This window comes from Xanthomonas rydalmerensis, from assembly GCF_033170385.1.
GTDB classification, from domain to species: domain Bacteria; phylum Pseudomonadota; class Gammaproteobacteria; order Xanthomonadales; family Xanthomonadaceae; genus Xanthomonas_A; species Xanthomonas_A rydalmerensis.
Genome location: NZ_CP126170.1, coordinates 628,034 through 645,690, shown reverse-complemented (window position 1 = coordinate 645,690; position 17,657 = coordinate 628,034). Strand labels below are relative to the sequence as shown.

19 protein-coding genes are annotated in these 17,657 nt (G+C 67.5%); 6 read left to right on the top strand and 13 right to left on the bottom strand.

Annotated elements, in window-relative coordinates; translation table 11 throughout:
• Window positions 1–25: 25 nt before the first annotated feature.
• Complete coding sequence (locus tag QN245_RS02810) at window positions 26–742, bottom strand: HAD-IA family hydrolase (RefSeq protein WP_317844498.1); 717 nt, start codon at window positions 740–742, stop codon at window positions 26–28.
• Between the two features lie 154 nt (window positions 743–896).
• On the opposite strand from QN245_RS02810, the gene QN245_RS02805 reads away from it, so the two are divergent.
• Window positions 897–1,115 carry a hypothetical protein gene (locus tag QN245_RS02805; RefSeq protein WP_160970199.1) on the top strand — a complete coding sequence of 73 codons (219 nt, stop codon included), beginning with the start codon at window positions 897–899 and terminating at the stop codon, window positions 1,113–1,115.
• 311 nt (window positions 1,116–1,426) lie between these two features.
• Here QN245_RS02805 and glpK read toward each other — a convergent pair whose 3' ends face one another.
• The 4 genes from glpK to QN245_RS02785 form a co-directional block, all read right to left on the bottom strand.
• The gene (gene glpK / locus QN245_RS02800; RefSeq protein ID WP_317844497.1) at window positions 1,427–2,926 is read right to left on the bottom strand and encodes a glycerol kinase GlpK; all 1,500 of its coding nucleotides are present in this window, start codon (window positions 2,924–2,926) and stop codon (window positions 1,427–1,429) included.
• A 100-nt stretch (window positions 2,927–3,026) separates the two neighbouring features.
• Window positions 3,027–3,848 (bottom strand): MIP/aquaporin family protein, encoded by an 822-nt coding sequence (locus tag QN245_RS02795; RefSeq protein WP_160970195.1) that lies wholly within the window; start codon window positions 3,846–3,848, stop codon window positions 3,027–3,029.
• A 160-nt stretch (window positions 3,849–4,008) separates the two neighbouring features.
• Window positions 4,009–5,523 carry a glycerol-3-phosphate dehydrogenase gene (gene glpD, locus QN245_RS02790; protein WP_184447350.1) on the bottom strand — a complete coding sequence of 505 codons (1,515 nt, stop codon included), beginning with the start codon at window positions 5,521–5,523 and terminating at the stop codon, window positions 4,009–4,011.
• A 292-nt stretch (window positions 5,524–5,815) separates the two neighbouring features.
• A complete protein-coding gene (locus QN245_RS02785; RefSeq protein ID WP_317844496.1) occupies window positions 5,816–6,676 on the bottom strand; it encodes a DeoR/GlpR family DNA-binding transcription regulator in 861 nt (286 codons plus the stop codon).
• A gap of 142 nt (window positions 6,677–6,818) precedes the next feature.
• On the opposite strand from QN245_RS02785, the gene QN245_RS02780 reads away from it, so the two are divergent.
• Both QN245_RS02780 and QN245_RS02775 read left to right on the top strand, forming a co-directional pair.
• Window positions 6,819–7,292, top strand: a complete 474-nt coding sequence (locus QN245_RS02780) for a YehS family protein (protein WP_160970189.1) — start codon at window positions 6,819–6,821, stop codon at window positions 7,290–7,292.
• A gap of 192 nt (window positions 7,293–7,484) precedes the next feature.
• The gene (locus tag QN245_RS02775) at window positions 7,485–8,303 is read left to right on the top strand and encodes an HDOD domain-containing protein (RefSeq protein WP_184646258.1); all 819 of its coding nucleotides are present in this window, start codon (window positions 7,485–7,487) and stop codon (window positions 8,301–8,303) included.
• A 72-nt stretch (window positions 8,304–8,375) separates the two neighbouring features.
• Here QN245_RS02775 and QN245_RS02770 read toward each other — a convergent pair whose 3' ends face one another.
• The gene (locus tag QN245_RS02770) at window positions 8,376–9,512 is read right to left on the bottom strand and encodes an exodeoxyribonuclease III (protein ID WP_317844495.1); all 1,137 of its coding nucleotides are present in this window, start codon (window positions 9,510–9,512) and stop codon (window positions 8,376–8,378) included.
• A 74-nt stretch (window positions 9,513–9,586) separates the two neighbouring features.
• On the opposite strand from QN245_RS02770, the gene QN245_RS02765 reads away from it, so the two are divergent.
• Both QN245_RS02765 and QN245_RS02760 read left to right on the top strand, forming a co-directional pair.
• Window positions 9,587–9,793: a hypothetical protein gene (locus tag QN245_RS02765; RefSeq protein WP_317844494.1), complete on the top strand. Its 207-nt coding sequence runs from the start codon at window positions 9,587–9,589 to the stop codon at window positions 9,791–9,793.
• A gap of 160 nt (window positions 9,794–9,953) precedes the next feature.
• Window positions 9,954–10,382, top strand: coding sequence for a hypothetical protein (locus tag QN245_RS02760; RefSeq protein ID WP_317844493.1), 429 nt, complete (start codon window positions 9,954–9,956; stop codon window positions 10,380–10,382).
• A 130-nt stretch (window positions 10,383–10,512) separates the two neighbouring features.
• Here the strand turns inward: QN245_RS02760 and QN245_RS02755 are convergent, their stop codons facing one another.
• Window positions 10,513–10,740 carry a hypothetical protein gene (locus QN245_RS02755; RefSeq protein ID WP_160970180.1) on the bottom strand — a complete coding sequence of 76 codons (228 nt, stop codon included), beginning with the start codon at window positions 10,738–10,740 and terminating at the stop codon, window positions 10,513–10,515.
• A gap of 309 nt (window positions 10,741–11,049) precedes the next feature.
• Here QN245_RS02755 and QN245_RS02750 point away from each other — a divergent pair, with 309 nt between their 5' ends.
• A complete protein-coding gene (locus QN245_RS02750) occupies window positions 11,050–11,886 on the top strand; it encodes a lysophospholipid acyltransferase family protein (protein ID WP_317844492.1) in 837 nt (278 codons plus the stop codon).
• A gap of 49 nt (window positions 11,887–11,935) precedes the next feature.
• Here QN245_RS02750 and QN245_RS02745 read toward each other — a convergent pair whose 3' ends face one another.
• The 6 genes from QN245_RS02745 to QN245_RS02720 form a co-directional block, all read right to left on the bottom strand.
• Window positions 11,936–12,772 carry a DUF6348 family protein gene (locus QN245_RS02745; protein ID WP_317844491.1) on the bottom strand — a complete coding sequence of 279 codons (837 nt, stop codon included), beginning with the start codon at window positions 12,770–12,772 and terminating at the stop codon, window positions 11,936–11,938.
• Between the two features lie 269 nt (window positions 12,773–13,041).
• Window positions 13,042–13,776 (bottom strand): hypothetical protein, encoded by a 735-nt coding sequence (locus QN245_RS02740; protein WP_317844490.1) that lies wholly within the window; start codon window positions 13,774–13,776, stop codon window positions 13,042–13,044.
• A 113-nt stretch (window positions 13,777–13,889) separates the two neighbouring features.
• On the bottom strand, window positions 13,890–14,111 hold the full coding sequence (locus tag QN245_RS02735; RefSeq protein WP_317844489.1) for a type 2 periplasmic-binding domain-containing protein: 222 nt from the start codon (window positions 14,109–14,111) through the stop codon (window positions 13,890–13,892).
• A gap of 97 nt (window positions 14,112–14,208) precedes the next feature.
• Window positions 14,209–14,871, bottom strand: coding sequence for a CPBP family intramembrane glutamic endopeptidase (locus QN245_RS02730; protein ID WP_317844488.1), 663 nt, complete (start codon window positions 14,869–14,871; stop codon window positions 14,209–14,211).
• A 178-nt stretch (window positions 14,872–15,049) separates the two neighbouring features.
• On the bottom strand, window positions 15,050–16,378 hold the full coding sequence (locus tag QN245_RS02725) for a pyridoxamine 5'-phosphate oxidase family protein (RefSeq protein WP_317844487.1): 1,329 nt from the start codon (window positions 16,376–16,378) through the stop codon (window positions 15,050–15,052).
• Between the two features lie 119 nt (window positions 16,379–16,497).
• A complete protein-coding gene (locus QN245_RS02720) occupies window positions 16,498–17,574 on the bottom strand; it encodes a ParA family protein (RefSeq protein WP_184646274.1) in 1,077 nt (358 codons plus the stop codon).
• Between the last annotated feature and the right edge of the window lie 83 nt (window positions 17,575–17,657).

The following is a 17,657-nucleotide window of genomic DNA, read 5'->3' as shown; positions in this document are numbered from 1 at the left end:
GCGCAGATCGCGTAGGGCAGCCACGTCATGCGTCGCCGCCCACGGCCGCGCAGGCGCTGTCCGCTTCCGCCTGCGCCGCGGGCAGCGCACAGACGCCAGGACCAAGCACCAGCGCCGACAGCGCGTCCGGCCGCTGCAGCAAGGGCAGCGGCGTCTGCGGTTGCAAGGCGGCCGGCAAGGTGTAGCCCCAGGCGACGCCGGCGAAGGCGATGCCGGCCTGCCGCGCGGCCTCGGCGTCGCGGATCTCGTCGCCCACGCACAGCGCCCGCGCGGCGGGAACGCCGCAGGCGCGCAGGCTGGCGCGCAGTTTGCGCCGCTTGCCCAGCACCGCCGCACCGCAGCGCACGTCGCGGAACTGCGCGAGCAGCGTGGGACCGAGCACGCGCTCGACGTTGGCGCGGCTGTTGGACGTGACCAGCGCCAGCTGCACGCCGGCCTGCGCCAACTGCGCGAGCAGGTCGGCCACGCCATCGAACAGCGCGATGCGCTCGATCTGTTCGCTCATCAGGGTGCGCATGCGCCGCGCCACCGCCGGCACCCGCCACCAGCGCAGGCCGCTGCGTGCCATCAGTTCGCGCGCGCTCAGGCTGCGGATTTCCTCCAGCCGCTCGACGTCGAAGCGGCGGAAGCCGAATTCGTCGGCAACGCCGTTGATGGTCGCCAGGAACCAGGGGAAGGAGTCGGCCAGGGTGCCGTCGAAGTCGAAGATGACCAGGTCGTAGCGGTGCATCGGCATCAGCATGCCGGAGCGCCGGAGTCTCCGCCAGCGGCGTGCGTTGCCTACCGCGACCATCGGGCGCGCGGATTGGCCCGCCCTTCATCCGCCGTTGCCCTGCGCTTCACCCGCACGCGTCGGCGCAGCACGCACGCTGGCGACTCATCGCAAGGAGACGCCCATGCATATGCAGAGTCCCAATCCCGGCCAGGATCCGCAGCAGCCACCGAACGAGGTGCCGGGCCAGGTACCGAACCCCGGCGTGGATCCGACCCCGGACCGCCCGATCGACCCGATCCCCGACAAGCCGACCGATCCGACCATCCCGCCGATCCAGGACCCGGTCGGCGGCGTGGATTCCCCGGTGCCGGGCCCGCGTGGGCCGACGCAGTACGTCTAGGCACCTGCAAGTCACGATTGACGTCGCTGGATTGCGGCAAGCGCCACTGGCGTGGGTGTTGCGCAATTTCGGCTGTACCAGTGCGGGCTGGGCTTTCATGGGAAAGCCCTGTCGCGGCTGAAGCCGCTCCTACAATTCCTACGCGTTTCGTGCGCGGCCGGCATTCGCCGCTTTCGACGGACGCGGCGACAAGGCACGTCAACGAAATTTCTTGTGTAGGAGCGGCTTCAGCCGCGACCATGCACCTCAGGAACGCCCGGTCGCGGCTGAAGCCGCTCCTACAAATGCACGTGTCGCGCCAGGCGCCCGCCTCAGCGAACCCGGAACCCCATCGTCGCCTCCACCGCCTGCTGCCAGCCGGCGTACAGGGCTTCGCGGCGCTCGGCCGGCATGTCCGGCTCGAAACGGCGGTCCACCGCCCACTGCTGGGCGATCTCGGCACGGTTCTTCCAGAAGCCGGTGGCCAGGCCAGCCAGGTAGGCCGCCCCCAACGCCGTGGTCTCGGCCACTTCCGGGCGCAGCACCGGCACATCCAGGATGTCGCTCTGGAACTGCGCCATGAAGTCGTTGGCGATGGCGCCGCCGTCGGCGCGCAGCTCCTTCAGTTCGATGCCGGAATCGACCTGCATCGCGGTCAGTACGTCGCGGGTCTGGTAGGCCATCGATTCGAGTGCGGCGCGGATGAAGTGTTCCTTGGTGGTGCCGCGGGTCAGGCCGAACACCGCACCGCGGATGTCGCTGCGCCAGTACGGCGCCCCCAGGCCGACGAAGGCCGGCACGATGTACACGCCGTCGTTGTCGCCAGCACGTTCGGCGTAGGCCTGCGAATCGCTGGCCTTGCCGAGCATGCGCAGGCCGTCGCGCAGCCACTGCACCACCGAGCCGGCGACGAAGATCGCGCCTTCCAGTGCGTACTCGACCTTGCCGTCCACGCCCCAGGCGATGGTGGTGAGCAGGCCACTCTTCGAGGCCACCGCTTTCTCGCCCGTGTTCATCAGCATGAAACAGCCGGTACCGTAGGTGTTCTTGGCCATGCCCGGTTCGAAGCAGGCCTGGCCGAACAGCGCCGCCTGCTGGTCGCCGGCGATACCGGCGATCGGCACCGCGTGGCCGTAGAAATACTGGCCCTGGGTGTTGCCGTAGATCTCGCTGGACGAGCGCACCTCCGGCAGCATCGAGGCGGGGATGTCGAGCATCTGCAGCAGCTCTTCGTCCCAACGCAGTTCGTGGATGTTGTACAGCAGCGTGCGCGAGGCGTTGGTGTAGTCGGTGACGTGCACCTTGCCGCCGGTGAGGTTCCAGATCAGCCAGCTGTCGATGGTGCCGAAGGCCAGTTCGCCGCGCTGCGCGCGTTCGCGCGCGCCCTCGACGTGGCCGAGGATCCACTTGACCTTGGTGCCGGAGAAATACGCATCGATCAGCAGGCCGGTCTTGGCCCGCACCATGTCCTCGTGGCCATCGGCCTTGAGCTGGTCGCAGATGTCCTTGGTCTGCCGCGACTGCCAGACGATCGCGTTGTAGATCGGCTGGCCGGTGGCACGGTCCCACACCACCGCGGTCTCGCGCTGGTTGGTGATGCCGATGCCGGCGATCGCGCTGGCGTCCACCTGGTGGTTGTTGAGCAGCTCGGTGATCGTGGTGTAGACGCTGGTCATGATCTCGCGCGGGTTGTGCTCGACCCAGCCCGGCTGCGGGAAGATCTGCGAAAACTCGCGCTGGGCCATGCCGACGCTGCGGCCCGCGCGGTCGAACAGGATCGCGCGCGAACTGGTGGTGCCCTGGTCGATGGCCAGGATGAATTGCTTTTCCATCGGAGACTCCTGCGGGATGCACGCCGCGCGCACGGGCGCGGCGCCAACGGGGAAGAGGGAGGCGCGCACGCCGCGCGCGGAAACGAACGTGCAGCCGGCGCTAGCCGCGGCGCGCGGCGGCCTGTTCTTCTTCCAGCGCCTTCACCCGTGCCGGCAGGAACGGATAGATCAGCAGCTGGTAGGCGGCGCCACCGATCACACCGCCGATCAACGGGCCGACGATCGGGATCCACCAGTAGTTGTCGGCCGACGGCAGCGCCGAGGAGCCCCAGCCGGCGACGTAGGCGAACAGGCGCGGGCCGAAGTCGCGGGCCGGATTGATCGCCCAGGCTTCCAGGTAGCCCATCGAGGCGCCGATGGTGGCCACCAGCAGGCCGATGATCAGCGCACCGGAGTTGGCGGTGGGCGCGGCCTCGTTGTAGCGCTCGGTGATGGCGAAGATGCCGAAGATCAGGAACGCGGTCAGGATCACCTGGTCGCGCAGCGCGTGCATCGGCGTGATCGCCAGGCCCGGCGCGGTGAAGAACACCCCGGCCGCGCCGCCACCGGCGCGGGTGAGATGCTGGGCCTGGTTGTAGTGGTCGATCACCGGCGCGAACAGCAGGTAGACGATCCACGCGCCGAGGAATGCGCCGATCACTTGCGCGACCCAGTACGGCAGCACCTTGGGCCAGGGAAAGCCGCGGTACAGCGCCAATGCAAGCGTCACCGCCGGATTGGCGTGGGTGCCGGACACCGAGCCGGTGACGTAGATGGCGATGGTCACCGCCAGGCCCCAGGCGATGCACACGCCCCAATAGGCGTGCTGGTAGGGGCTGGGGTCGTAGAGCACGTACATGCACGCCACCGAGCAGCCGAAGGCGATGATGATCAGCATCGCGATCGCCTCGGAAATCAGTTCGCCTATCAGTTGCCGGTTCATGCCCGTGCCTCCCGGCCTGCCGTCGTTGCCGCTGTCGATCCACCCATGCCTGCCACCCTCCACGGTTGCGTCCAGGTTCGTGCGCCGCGGCGGGGGCCGGGCGCAGCGCGATTGTGCACGCGCCGCCGCGACCCGAACCGGGCCGGCGGCAGCGTTTTCGTCAAGCCGGTGCCGCGGCCAGCGTGGCCGGGGCCTGTTGCAGATAGGCGACCAGGCGCTGGCGGTCGGCGTTGTCCACGCGCAGGCCGAGCTTGCTGCGCCGCCACAGCAGGTCCTCGGCGTCCACCACCCACTCGTGCTGGCGCAGGTAGTCGACCTCGGCCTGGTACAGGTCGGCGCCGAAGTGCTGGCCCAGGTCCTGCAGCGAAGCGGCGTCGCCCAGCAGCGTTTCCGCGCGGGTGCCGTAATTGCGCGCCAACCGCTGTGCGGTGGCCTCGGCCAACCACGGCCGCGCCGCGCGCAGTTCGCGTGCCAGCGTGGCGATGTCGTTGCGCTCGCCGCCGGGCAGCGGCGCGCCATGTGCGGTCCAGGCCGGCGCCTTGCGCCCGGCATGCGCGGTCAGCCGGTCCACCGCCTCCTCGGCCAGCTTGCGGTAGGTGGTGAGCTTGCCGCCGAACACGTTGAGCAGCGCCGCGCCGTCGCGCGTGTCCAGTTCCAGCAGGTAGTCGCGGGTGACCTCGGCGGCGTTGTCCTCCTCGTCGTCGAGCAGCGGGCGCACGCCGCTGTAGCTCCACACCACGTCCTCGGGAACGATCTGCTTGCGGAAGTAGCGGTTGGCCGCCTCGCACAGATAGCGCGTCTCCTCGCCGTCGATGCGCGGCGCTGCCGGGTCGGCACGGTAGTCGACGTCGGTGGTGCCGATCAGGGTGTAGTCCTGCTCGTAGGGAATGGCGAAGACGATGCGCCGGTCCGGCTGCTGGAAGATGTAGGCGTGGTCGTGCTCGAACAGCCGCGGCACCACGATGTGGCTGCCCTTGACCAGGCGCAGCGCGTGGTCGTGGCCGACGTGCGCCACCTCGTCCAGGAACTGCACCGCCCACGGCCCGGCGGCATTGACCAGCGAACGCGCGCGCAGTTCCTCGCGGCGACCGTCGGCGTGCTGCAGCTGGACCTGCCAAAGGCCGTCGACGCGGCGCGCGCCGACGCAGCGGGTGCGGGTGAGAATGCGCGCGCCGCGCTGCGCGGCGTCCATCGCATTGAGCACCACCAGCCGCGCGTCCTGCACCCAGGCATCGGAATAGACGAAGCCGGTACGGAACTCCTCGCGCAGCGGCGCGCCCACCGGATGCGTGCGCAGGGCCAGGCGCCGCGAACCCGGCAGGGTGCGGCGGCCGCGGCCGAGGTGGTCGTACAGGAACAGGCCGGTGCGGATCATCCACGCCGGGCGCAGGTGCGGCTGGTGCGGCAGCAGGAAGCGCAGCGGCCAGATGATGTGCGGGGCCAGCCGCAGCAGCACCTCGCGCTCGGCCAGGGCCTTGCCGACCAGGGCGAACTCGTACTGCTCCAGGTAGCGCAGGCCGCCGTGGATCAGCTTGGTGCTGGCGCTGGAGGTATGCGCGGCCAGGTCGTCGCGCTCGCACAGGCACACCGACAGGCCGCGGCCCACCGCGTCGCGGGCGATGCCCACGCCGTTGATGCCGCCACCGACCACCAGCACATCGTAGGTCTCACGCATAGCCGACTCCGGAAGTGTCGTGTCCGGCTCGGCGACAGGGGCCGAGCGCAGGACTGAGGGCGAAAAGATCGTAAACGAACATTTCCGAACATATCACGCTGCAGTGCAGCGTGACGTCGACCGCGCTCTAGAAACCGGCTAGAAGCCCCTGCGGCTCAGGCTTGAGACAACCAGCCAGGCATACGGCACCGCCGTGGCGTGCCGAACCCGCCACATCACGCAACATTAACGAAACAATTCGAACACCGACTCCAACCTGCCATCCTGACGTCGGAGCCAGGGCCGGCCCCATTCAATCCGCAGGTGCGTCCAGCGCCGGCGCACCCGGATCGGCAGCAGCGCCGTCGGCGACGAACACGCGGGTGCCGGCCGCGTCCAGCACCGCGGCCAGTTCGGCCGGCGGCGCGCGGTCGGTGAACCAGGCATGCACCCGCCCGATCGGCCCCAGCCGCACCATCGCGTTGCGGCCCAGCTTGCTGTGGTCGGCGGCCAGGAACACCTGCCGCGAGTGCTCGATGATCGCCTGCGCCACCCGTACCTCGTGGAAGTCGAAATCCAGCAGGGTGCCGTCGGGGTCGATGCCGGAAATGCCGATCACGCCGAAGTCCACCTTGAACTGGCGGATCAGTTCGATGGTCGCCTCGCCGGTGACGCCCTGGTCGCGGCCGCGCACGCGCCCGCCGGCCACCATCACCTCGAAGCTGGGATTGGCGCTCATCATCACCGCGACGTTGAGGTTGTTGGTGATCACGCGCAGGCCGCTGTGGCCCATCAGCGCGCGCGCCACGTCCTCGTTGGTGGTGCCGATGTTGATGAACAGCGAGGCGTCGTCGGGAATGTGCTGCGCCAGCAGCGTGGCGATGCGCCGCTTCTCCTGCGCCTGCAGCGACTTGCGCGCCGCATAGGCGAGGTTCTCCACGCTCGACGGCAGGCTCACCCCCCCGTGGTAGCGGCGCAGCACGCCGGCCTCGCACAGCAGGGTCAGGTCGCGGCGGATGGTCTGCGGCGTCACCTCGAAACGCGCCGCCAGCCCTTCCACCTCGGCATAGCCCTGCTGGCGCACCAGCGCCACCAACTGCTCCTGGCGCGGATTGAGCGCGGCCACCGCGCTCGGCTTGGGAATCGAATGGTCCATGCGCCGATGATGGCGCATGCGCGAGCGGATGCAACCGCGTCGCGTGCACACCCTCGGTGAACCGCAGCCATGGCCTGGGGCTGCGCGGTCTACGCGCCGATGCGGGCCAGCGCCTAGACTAGCGCCCCTCGCCGGGCCTCCCGGCACTCCCGCACCTGCCATGCTCAACAACGACATCCTGCGTTCCATCCGCTACATGCTCGACCTGAGCGACCAGAAGATCGTCGATCTGGCGCACCTCGCCGATCCCGCGTTCCCGATCGACAAGGCGCAGATCCCGGCGTGGCTGAAGAAGGAGGACGAAGAGGGCTTCGTCGAATGCAGCGACGCGGTGCTGGCGCATGTGCTGGACGGACTGGTGTTCCACTACCGCGGCCGCGACGAGAGCCTGCCGCCGCGCCCGGTGGAAGCGCGCATCACCAACAACGTGGTGCTGAAGAAGCTGCGCGTGGCGTTCCAGCTCAAGGACGTGGACATGCACCAGATCTTCGACGCGGCGGGTTTCCCGGTCTCCAAGCCGGAACTGTCGGCGCTGTTCCGGCAGCCGGAGCACAAGAATTTCCGCCTGTGCGGCGACCAGTTGCTGCGCAACTTCCTCAAGGGCCTGACCCTGCGCGTGCGCGCCGGCGGCTGAGCCGGCGCCGGCCTCGGGCGTGGCGCCGAGTGCCGCGCACCACACCGTGGCGCATGGACACGGCCACCGCCGCAGCGCCTGCAGTCCACACGCCGTGCATCGCGAATCGGTAGGATGCGCGCATTCCGCCACCGTGGCGGCACGACCGGCTACCGGCCCTGCCCGCCCCCCGTTCCATTCCGAGGGTCCCCCATGAAGCTAGAGGCGCTGTTCGACCAGTTGCACACCCTGCCGACCATTCCCCAGGTGGCGCAGGACCTGATCCTGCAGTTCGATGCGCCGGGCACCAGCCTGGACGCGGTGGCGCGCAACATCGAACGGGACCCGGTGATCGCGGCCAAGGTACTGCGGCTGGCCAATTCGGCGCGCTTCCGCGGCGCGCGCGATTCCACCACCGTGGAAGACGCGGCGCTGCGCCTGGGCTTCAACACCTTGCGCACCCTGGTGCTGGCCTCCTCGGTGACCGGCGCGTTCCATGCGCCGGCGCATTTCGACCTGCGCGCGTTCTGGCTGCACAGCTTCGAAGTGGCCGGCGTGTGCCGGCTGCTGGCGCGGCAGAAGGGCCTGGACGCGGAGACCGCCTTCACCTGCGGGATGATGCACAACATCGGCGAACTGCTGATCCAGACCGGCGCGCCCGACTACGCCGCGCAACTGCATCCGGACGCCTCCTCCAGCGGCCGCGCCGCCGACGAGACCGTGCAACTGGGCTTCGGCTACCCGGAAGTGGGCGCCGAGCTGGCGCGGCGCTGGCAGCTGCCACAGGTGATCCAGACCGCCATCGCCTTCCAGGCGCGGCCGCTGCAGGCGCCGGAAGGCGAGGCGATGCCGAAGCTCGTCGCCCAGGCGGCGCTGGTCGCCGACGCGCTGGAGCGCCATGGCGGCGCCAACGACCAGGCGCGGCAGGCGGTGACCGGCCCGCTGATGGACGACGTGGACCTGGACGCGCTGTTCGCCGCGCTGCCGGACGTGATCGAGGCCGATCGCGCGTTTACCGAGATGTTGAAGTAAGACAAGCCAGCGGGGACGCGGCGACAGCAAGGGATCAGCCTCTTCCCCGCTTCGCCGCACCCTCATCCGGCGCTACGCGCCACCTTCTCCCGGCGGGAGAAGGGAGGGTTTGCGGCGTTTGCCACCGCGCGAGGACGTCGGCGGCACCGGGGTGCTAGCGCGTGGCGTGCGCGCTTTCGGCGTCTTCGCGGTTGTCGTCTTTGTTGCGCGTGTCTTCTTTGTTGCCTGCGCTGGCGTCGTCGACTTCGCCTTGGTCCTGGCCGTCGTCTTGTCCTTGGTTCTCGCTGCTGCCTTCTTCGGCAGCGACGTCGTGCCAGATGCGGAGGTGCGGGTGGTCTTCGTCGCCTTGCCGCCCTTCGTGTTTCCTTCAGCGCCCGCGTCACCGCGCCTCGGCTTGGCCGACGCCGCGGCTGCACTGCGGGCCGATGCTGCGCCCAGCGTGACCCAGGTCGGCGCATGGTCGCTGGCGTGCGGCAGGTCGCGCACCCAACGGTCCACGCCGGCGTCGCGCAGGCGTGCGGCCAGTGGCGGATTCAGCAGCAGGTGATCGATGCGCAGCCCGGCATCGCGCTGCCAGTGCTGGCGAAAATAATCCCAGAACGTGTACACGCGGCGCTCGCCGTGCACCTCGCGCAGACTGTCGGTCCAGCCCTGCGCCAGCAGTTCGGCATAGGCCTGGCGGCTTTCCGGTTGCAGCAGCGCATCGCGTCGCCAGGACGCCGGGTTGTAGATGTCCGCATCGGTGGGCACCACGTTGAAGTCGCCGATCAGGGCCACCGGATGCGGCAGCGCCACCAGCTGCTGTGCATGCCGCTGCAGCCGCGCGAACCAGTCCAGCTTGTAGTCGAACTTCGGGCCGGGGCGCGGATTGCCGTTGGGCAGGTACAGGCAGCCGACCAGCACGCCGTGCGCCATCGCCTCGATGTAGCGGCTCTGGGTATCGCGCGGATCGCCGGGCAGCCCGCGCCGGCTCTCCACCGGGTCGCAGCCCTTGGCCAGCAGCGCGACGCCGTTCCAGCTCGACTGGCCCATCCACACCGCGCCGTAGCCGGCGGCATGCAGCTCGGCGAGGGGAAAGCCCGCATCCACGCTCTTGAGCTCCTGCAGCCCGACGATGTCCGGCGCCTCGCGCTGCAGCCACTGCAGCAGCTGCGGCAAGCGGCTACGGATGCCGTTGACGTTGTAGGTGGCGATCTTGAGCGTTTTCATCCGGCGCGCCTGCAGAACCTGCCATCACCTTCGCCCGGCTACCCTCGCCGCATCGTGAAAACGGGAGCCGCCGCATGACCCCGCTCGACAAACCCTTGCGCCGCGAACTGGACATCGACGGCGTTCAATACACCCTGACCGTGAACCCGGACGGCCTGAAGCTCACCGAAAAGGGCCGGCGCAAAGGCCTGGAATTGCGCTGGAGCGCGCTGGTCAGCGGCGACGCCGCCTTGGCCACGGCGCTGCAAGCGTCATTGGCCGATCGACCGGCCAAGCGCTGAGCGCAAGCGCAGCCGGCACGCCCCGCGCAACGCGCAGACAGGGCCGCCGATGGTGCTATCGTCGCGTCATCGGCAACCAGCAGGGAGCGGGCGGATGCACAGGTGCAACGGCGGTGCTGTCGGGAACAGTCGGAGACACGCCCGGTGCGCCGGATGGGTCATGGGACCGCTGCTGCTCGCCCTGCTGCCGCTCGCGGTGCACGCCGCGCCGGACGTGCCGGACAGCCTGCGCGTGTCCAGTACCAGCACCTACGCCCCGGGCACGCCCGAGTGGCGGCAGGTGCACGACTGGCTGGCGAAGCAAAGGACACGCAAAGACGTGATGAGCATGGGGAATCTTGACCGTCTCGGCCCCATCGTCCTGACCTACGCGAGGACGCTGCACGGCGTTCAGACCCGGGCGCCCGAACCGCTGCCGCTACCCGACCAGGGCACGCCAGACGACAGCATCGCCATCGCCAGTTGCATCGGCGGCGTGAGGCAATCCTGGCTCTACAGCGTCGAGACACGCCCCGCCGGTGTGTGGGTCCTCACGTCCTTCGCGACGTCGCAGACTGCGGATTGCAAGCAGGCCGACAGCACGCACTGAGCTTGCAAGCTGCACCGGTCCCGGCCGCTGCGTCAGGTCGCATCGCGTCACTCGCTCTTGCTACGACGTGGCGAGGCATGCCGCGACGGACGCTCTCGGTAACGCCTCGTCGCGGCTCACGCAGCGCACATCAGATCGCGCGCGCGTCGGCGGGTTGCGCATTGGAGCTGGGGCCGTAGGACAGCCGGTAGTGCTGCGGGTTGTTGTCCCCCGTCTCGGTCGCCGCCGCGGCGACGATGTCGACCTTGAATTGGGTTTCCTCCGCATGGCTATGCAGGTAGCGGGTATAAGTCCGCGCCCAGTTGGTTGGATCGTCGAGACGTTCGGCGCGGATCTTCTTCCAGACGGGATACGACATGGCATGGACTCCTGAGGTTGGTGGAAGGACCTGCATCTGCCAGTGCGATGCCGGCGTGCGATGCCATGGTTGTGCGTACCGCGACCAGGACCAATCGGCATACGCCTGATCTTCGTGGCGCCACGATGCGACGGCTCGACCCACGCCCAGCGCATCTGCAGTGAGGTCGGTGGCGCAGCGAGCAATCGGAGCCTCGCCAACGGGACTTGAAGACAGTCGCTTGCAGCGCTGCCGAAGACGCCAGGCTCGGCTACCATCGCCGCGGGCGCGCGAGCGCGCGCCGACCATCTTCCCCAGCCACTGCCGCCCATGCCCGCCGCCGCTCCGTCCCGCCCCGCTGCAGGCGCCCTCGTCGGCCGCCTGCGCAGCATCGTCCGCATCGCCATCTGCGTGGTCGCCAGCCTGCTGCTGATACCGCCGCAGTGGCTGTTGATGCGCCTCACCCGCGGCCGCGGTGCGTTCGTGCTGCCGCGGCTGTGGTTCGGCTGCCTGCGGCGCGCCCTGGGCATCCGCGTCGAGGTGGTGGGCGCGCCGCGCGATACAGGCGGGACGCTGTTCGTCGGCAATCACGTCTCCCACTTCGACATCGTGGTGCTGGGCAGCCTGCTGCGCGCGCGCTTCATCGCCAAGAACGACATGGAGCGCTGGCCGGGCATGCGCCATATCGGCGCGCTGGCGCAGACCGTGTTCATCAGCCGGCGCCGCCAGGATGCGGCCGCGGTGGCCGCCGCCGTGGCCGCGCAGCTGCGCCCGGATCACGACGTGGTGCTGTTCGCCGAAGGCACCACCTCCTCCGGCGAACGGGTGGCGCCGTTCAAGTCCAGCCTGTTCTCGCTGTTCCTCAGCGCCGAACCCGGCGCCCGGCAATGGACCCTGCAGCCGTTCACCCTGGAGGTGCGCAGCGTCGACGGGCAGCCCATCGCGCAAGGCGGCGATCGCGATGCCTATGCCTTCTACGGCGAGATGCAGGCCGGTGCGCACGTCGCGCATTTCCTGCGCCTGTCCGGCGCCGTGGTCCGTGTGACCTTCCACGCCCCGATCGCGGTGGCGCCGGGCAGCGACCGCAAGGCGCTGGCCGCGCAGTTGCATGGCATCGTGGCGTCGGCGCTGCCTGCCTCCACGCCGGCGGATACCGCTGCGGCCTAGGCCGGCGAAGCACGGCCGCGGGCGCGCGCGCGCAATGCCCGATGACGCGTCAGTGCGTCGTGTCCTGCACCACCGGCTCCGGCAGGCGCACCACGGCGTACTGCTTGCGGAACTCCATGGCGCCCAGCGCCGGCCAGGTTTCGGCATAGCGGCGCAGGCACGCCACGCCTTCGGGAAAGTCCTCGCCGTTGACCCTGCAGTCGGCCGCGACTTCGCCGTCGGCATCGCGCGAGGCGAACAGGCGGATCCCGAGCATGCGCTGGTCCCGCTGCAGCAGCGGCATCAAGGCGTCCAGGCTGTTGGTGAACAGGCAGCACGGGCAGAACGCATGTTCCGTGTCGTCGCCCGCCGCGGCCCTGGCCGCGTCGCCATTCATGTGCGCCACCGGCCCCAGCACCACCGTGCGCCGCACCGCCGCCTCGGCTGCGGCCGAGGCAGCAAACTCCATCTGCAGCGTCATGCAGCGGGCATCGGCCGGCGCCGTCACCGCCTCCGACAGCGCCACCAGATCGGTCCGCGCCCAGGTCGTGAAGCCAGACGCCAAGCTCGCTTCGGTGTCCTCGCCGATGGAATGCTGGAACTCGACGATGCCATCGGGAAACAGGCTGCGGTGATGCACGCGGATGCAGCTCGCGGTCCGCACGCCGTTGCGCAGTTCGGCCATGTCCACCAGTTCGGTGAGCAATTGCAGACCGTTGTCGAGCACCACCACATCGTCGTGCAAGGTCGCCGCATGTCCCTCGCGCTGCAGTATCTGCAGCAACAGCTGCTGCAGTGTGTGGCCCGGTTGCGCGTCGGGCGCGACCTCCGCCCCTGCAGCATCGTGGGTGGCATCGGCCCCGCGCGGCGAGGTGCGGGACAACAGGCGTCGCAGTCGGTCGATCATCCTTGCTCCAGGGCTTCCAACGCACAGTCGGTCGTCGGAAGTATGCGCAGTCGCCCGCGGCGACGGCAACCGGCGGCGCCACGCGCGTCACGGCCGCCGACGGATGCATGGTGGGCACCAGCGTGCGGCGCCGTTGCGCTGCCGCGTCGGTCGCAGGCGCATCAATGCCGGCGCGCCGCGTCCCGCGTCGGCTCACGCAGCGCGCGGCGCCGCACGCAGGCGGCGCCATGGCAGCGCGTGCCTGCACGGCACCCGGCGCCAGCGCGGGCTCAGTCCCGAGCCGCCTCGCACAACTTGCGGTTGAACCAGGTGGACTTGGCGATCGGCAGATAGGCGTCCCAGTCGCTGGGCGGCAGCATGGTGCTCTGCTTGTCCAGTTCCGCCTGGAACGAGGCCTCGTCGCGGCTGCGGCCGGCCATGGTGCCGTCCAGCGCCGCCAGGCACTCCTTCGGCCTGCCCAGGCGCAGCAGGGTGATGGCGCGGTCGTTGGCGAAGCGGTCGCGATCGAGCCAGTTGAAGAAGCCACCGCACTCGCCTTCGAACGCCTGCATGCCGGCCAGCGCCTCGGCATAGCGCTTGCCGCGATAGTCCTTCAGATACGCCTCGCGCCGCCGGCTGCTGGCCGCGGCGGTGCAGCCGGCCGGCAAGCGCAGGTAGTCGCCCTCGAAGCTGGCGCGCATGCCGCAGTAGTCGCGGCAGCTTTCCTGGGTCAACGCGGCCACATCGAACCCACCCGGCACCGGCTTGAACGCGAGCTTGCATGGCACGTCGCCGGCATCGTTCACCTCCGCCTTGTCGCCCTGCAGCGTGCCCGACAGCGAGCAGGTATGGCCGTTGGCGCCGACCGACAACAGGTCGAACTGGCGTGCTCCGCCCTTGTCGGTGACCCGCATGCTGCCCCAGCCTTCCTTGGTGGCGTACTCGCCGGGCGTCGGGCCGGCCGCCGCCGCGCCGAACGTCACCAGCCACACCAGCATCGCGCTCCATCCGTATCGCCGTGTCATCGCCTGTTCCCGCCTTCGATCAGAGCCGGCAAGTGTGCGGCATCGCTGCGGCGTCGGGCCAGTGCCGAGGTCGCATCGCATCCCTGCAGCGACGACCTGTGCGATCGGCCGGATCAGCGCAGCGGCATCCGCGCACGGAACTCGGCCAGCACCAACGCACGCAGCCAACGGTGCACCGCGTCGTGCTCCAGGCGCGGATGCCACAGCATCGACACCGTGATCGGCTGAATGACCACGGGCAGCGCGAACGTATGCGTCGGCTCGCGCAGCGTGTCGGGCTGCGCCGCCATGAACGAGCCCGGCACCAACGCGATCAGGTCCGAACCGCGTGCCACGCTGGGTGGCTGCCGTTCGCCAGAGAAAGGGGCGGTCCGACTGGCATCGGAGGTGGGTCATCCATGCAGCGCCGCAGCCTGCCCGGGCGCCAGCGCATCAGGTGTAGGCCATCAGCCCCAACAGATCCAGCCCGGCATGCGCCACGATCGCCGGCCACAGCCGCCCGGTGCGCGCCACCCACCAGCCCAGGATCAGCCCCACCACCAGGATGCCGATGGTGCCGACCGGTCCCTGGTACAGGTGGTACGACGCGCGGATGGCCACGCTGACGTTCACCGCGAACGCCGGGCTGTGCCGCCGCTCCAGCGCGCGGATTACGTAGGCGCAGACGAACACCTCTTCGAAGATCGGATTGAGCAGCGAGACCAACACCACCATGCCCGCCGACAGCGGCCCGGCCACCATCGCGTCCATCGACGGATTCAGCTCCGCCGCCACGCTGTCCTTCAACAGGTGCAACGGGTAGGTCGCCACCAGGCAGGCGGCCAGCAGTGCCAGGCCAACGCCGAGATCCCGCGTCTGCCATTGCAGCCCCAACGCCTGCGGCGTCCAGCCGCGGAACCACAACGTCGGCAGCAACACCGCCAGCACCAGCAACTCGTAGAACACCGTGCCCCACAGGCTGGCGTCGGAAAGAGACGGCTCCACCACCGGCGCCAGCACCGCCAGCGCACTCCAATAGATCGGCAACCCGAACGCCACCGCTATCACCAGCAGCAGTTCGCCCCATCCGCCTGACGGCTCCTCAAGTCCCCGCATCCACGCTCCCCTGCCGTTTGCTGCGCCCCGGAAAGGGCGTCGCCGCCGCTTTCCACCAGGGGCGCACCCTAGCAGGGCGGCATGACCGGGAAAACCGGTGACCGAATCGACCGGCGGCATATAGATCCCCGCGGCGAGGCGCTGCGCACGCGTCGCCCGCACATCCGCTCCAGTCGCGTTAGTACAACGAGTCCCGGGTGCGCTGCGGCAATTCCCGATCGTAGGTGTCGGCGTCGAACGCACCATCGGCCAGATGTGCGTGCATGGTGCCAGGGCTGGGCAGGCGATCCCGCGGCAGATGCCGTGTCGGATCCCACAGCTGCGACCGCACGATCGCCCTGGCGCAGTGGAAGTACACCGCCTCGATGTGCACCATGATCACGCTGCGCGGCAAACGCTCGCCGACCGCGAACCGCGCCAGCAGGTCCGGATCGACCCGGATCTCGGCGCGGCCGTTCACCCGCAAGGTTTCGCCGATGCCGGGAATCAGGAACAACAGCGACAGCCGCGGATCCTGCAGCAGATTGCGCAGCGTATCGACGCGGTTGTTGCCCGGCCGGTCCGGCAGTGCCAGCGTGCGCGCATCCAGCACCTGCACGAACCCCGGCGCATCGCCGCGCGGCGAGCAGTCCAGTCCTTCGTCGCCGGCCGAGGCCAGCACCACGAACGGCGAGGCGTGCACGAACGCCTGGTAGTCGGCGTTCAGATGGTCGAGTTGCTTGCGTACTGCGCGCTCAGCGGGCTGGCCGTAAAGGGCTTCTAGGGTTGCGACGCTGATGATGCGATGTACGGAGGAGTCTTGAAGCGAGGTGGGCGATGCCGTCTCAGTCGACACGTCCGCCTTGGCAGCGCTAGCATTGGCAATCGCCGCAGCAAGCACGCTTTCGTACAGGTGCAGACGCAGACGGAACCTGGCGCCCAGCCAGCTGATCATCCAAAGGATCGCAGCGAACAGCGCCAGCATCGCCAGCCACGCGGGCAAGACCAAAAGATCGCGCCAGTTGCGCAGGACAACGAATAACGACAGGCACAGTGGCAGCAAGCCGAGCTTGTCCAAGCCGCCGACTAGCAGACCGAGCTTGGAGACCAGACGTTCCTGCGCCATCTTGGCATAACGCAACTGGTCCTCCAGCACGTCGCGCGGATAGGCCAGCAACCACTGCGACACCTGACGCAGCTGAACCACATCGTGATCGAACTGTTCGACGAACTGCCGACGCGAATTGACGAACTCGTAAATGACCAACCAGACCGTACGTAGCAAATAAGGGAGAAAAGCCAACGTGAGGACCAACCCCGCCCGCGACAGGGTCACCATCCACAGCTGCGGCGCAATCCAGAGCAACAGAAGCGATGGCAGCAACCCGATGACGATTCCCACCCATCCCACTGCATTGAGCACCCGCGTCCAGCGCGGCGTCGACAACGCAGACACTGGCCCTTCCGGCATCGCCGCGATCTTCTGCTCCAGCAAAGCGAACGTCAGTGGTGGCTTGACAGCATCCATTGCAAGGAGCTCCTTTTGCTAAGCAGGACGGCTAGCTCAAACGGCACCGCCTTACATCTCTCATTCGCACCCAAATAGCTGAGTGACGCACGATCATCCCGCCCATTACACTCAAAAAGTCAAACAGACTTAACAACCAGATCAAGCGCAATTCTGCAGTCAACTATCCTATTATTATCTATATTAACTTCACGACCGTGAACGAAGTGCCGACCTCCATGCAAGGATGAGACAGGCACACCTTCATGCGCAGCAACAACACCAGCAGTATTAAAATCCCGCAATGATACCGAGTACTTAATAACAAAATCATTCTCGTTAGTAGGAGCCTGGGCTCGCACAGTAAAACGACCTGGATTCCCTTTGTACAAACCATATAGAGATTCAGCACTAGCGCGAGACAGTGCCGCAAATGCTGCAGCCGCGCCTAGATTTTGCGTAAGCCTATTGCCAATAACTTGATGTATCTTCGGAACTGACACCCCATATGCCTGCGCATTATGCGCGAATGTCCATGCGCCATAAATGGGATGCGGTGGATTTTGGCCATATAAAAGCGAATGCATAGCGCCAATCGCAGTTCTTGATGAGTCGTCAGCATTAACAGGGAGCAGCAATCTTTCGACAGCACAAATGGCAAGTTCTGTGTAACTAGAAAAGCTCGGATTTGTGTCGATAAAAACCACCCACTCTCCACCCAACTCTTTATCAACTGAACTTATTAGCCTCTTAACAACCTCATGCACCCACACCCATGGCTTGATAGTGGGCAAAACTTGCTGCGCTGAAGCAAGATTTGAAATATAGGCAGAAATAAGCTCAAGATTTGGATCGCCACATATTAGATGCAAATTTTTCGGCAAACTAGTATTGATGGCAGAAACATTCGTCACATAAGTCGCCGCCATTGGAGCATTGGCTAGGGGGCCACCGCCCAATGCCTGTGTTAAATAGCCGACGATTGTTGGGGCAGCTGCGCTAGTACAGAGCTTGTGAACCTCCGCCTCCCCTTTTAAACCCCCTCCAAGAAGCATCATGCTTACATTGGCTTGCGGGCACATATCTATGACGAGAACGTGCTTGTCCTCATTTAGCTCAGCAAAACGAGAGGCAACATTGAAAGTGATGGTGCTCTTGCCCACTCCGCCCTTATTATTCCAAATTGCATAAGAATTTTTTATCACAAACCCTCCCATGGCATATGTGTAATAAATTACTTTACTATCCCGCCCCGCTCAATATTTACCACTTAGTGCGGTCATTTTATTTATGGCCGCAA

Excerpts from the sequence above, each read along its gene's own strand:
- QN245_RS02810 (WP_317844498.1), bottom strand. The coding sequence starts at position 742 with ATGCTGATGCCGATGCACCGCTACGACCTGGTCATCTTCGACTTCGAC.
- QN245_RS02805 (WP_160970199.1), top strand. The coding sequence starts at position 897 with ATGCATATGCAGAGTCCCAATCCCGGCCAGGATCCGCAGCAGCCACCG.
- glpK (WP_317844497.1), bottom strand. The coding sequence starts at position 2,926 with ATGGAAAAGCAATTCATCCTGGCCATCGACCAGGGCACCACCAGTTCG.
- QN245_RS02795 (WP_160970195.1), bottom strand. The coding sequence starts at position 3,848 with ATGAACCGGCAACTGATAGGCGAACTGATTTCCGAGGCGATCGCGATG.
- glpD (WP_184447350.1), bottom strand. The coding sequence starts at position 5,523 with ATGCGTGAGACCTACGATGTGCTGGTGGTCGGTGGCGGCATCAACGGC.
- QN245_RS02785 (WP_317844496.1), bottom strand. The coding sequence starts at position 6,676 with ATGCGCCATCATCGGCGCATGGACCATTCGATTCCCAAGCCGAGCGCG.
- QN245_RS02780 (WP_160970189.1), top strand. The coding sequence starts at position 6,819 with ATGCTCAACAACGACATCCTGCGTTCCATCCGCTACATGCTCGACCTG.
- QN245_RS02775 (WP_184646258.1), top strand. The coding sequence starts at position 7,485 with ATGAAGCTAGAGGCGCTGTTCGACCAGTTGCACACCCTGCCGACCATT.
- QN245_RS02770 (WP_317844495.1), bottom strand. The coding sequence starts at position 9,512 with ATGAAAACGCTCAAGATCGCCACCTACAACGTCAACGGCATCCGTAGC.
- QN245_RS02765 (WP_317844494.1), top strand. The coding sequence starts at position 9,587 with ATGACCCCGCTCGACAAACCCTTGCGCCGCGAACTGGACATCGACGGC.
- QN245_RS02760 (WP_317844493.1), top strand. The coding sequence starts at position 9,954 with ATGGGACCGCTGCTGCTCGCCCTGCTGCCGCTCGCGGTGCACGCCGCG.
- QN245_RS02755 (WP_160970180.1), bottom strand. The coding sequence starts at position 10,740 with ATGTCGTATCCCGTCTGGAAGAAGATCCGCGCCGAACGTCTCGACGAT.
- QN245_RS02750 (WP_317844492.1), top strand. The coding sequence starts at position 11,050 with ATGCCCGCCGCCGCTCCGTCCCGCCCCGCTGCAGGCGCCCTCGTCGGC.
- QN245_RS02745 (WP_317844491.1), bottom strand. The coding sequence starts at position 12,772 with ATGATCGACCGACTGCGACGCCTGTTGTCCCGCACCTCGCCGCGCGGG.
- QN245_RS02740 (WP_317844490.1), bottom strand. The coding sequence starts at position 13,776 with ATGACACGGCGATACGGATGGAGCGCGATGCTGGTGTGGCTGGTGACG.
- QN245_RS02730 (WP_317844488.1), bottom strand. The coding sequence starts at position 14,871 with ATGCGGGGACTTGAGGAGCCGTCAGGCGGATGGGGCGAACTGCTGCTG.
- QN245_RS02725 (WP_317844487.1), bottom strand. The coding sequence starts at position 16,378 with ATGGATGCTGTCAAGCCACCACTGACGTTCGCTTTGCTGGAGCAGAAG.
- QN245_RS02720 (WP_184646274.1), bottom strand. The coding sequence starts at position 17,574 with ATGGGAGGGTTTGTGATAAAAAATTCTTATGCAATTTGGAATAATAAG.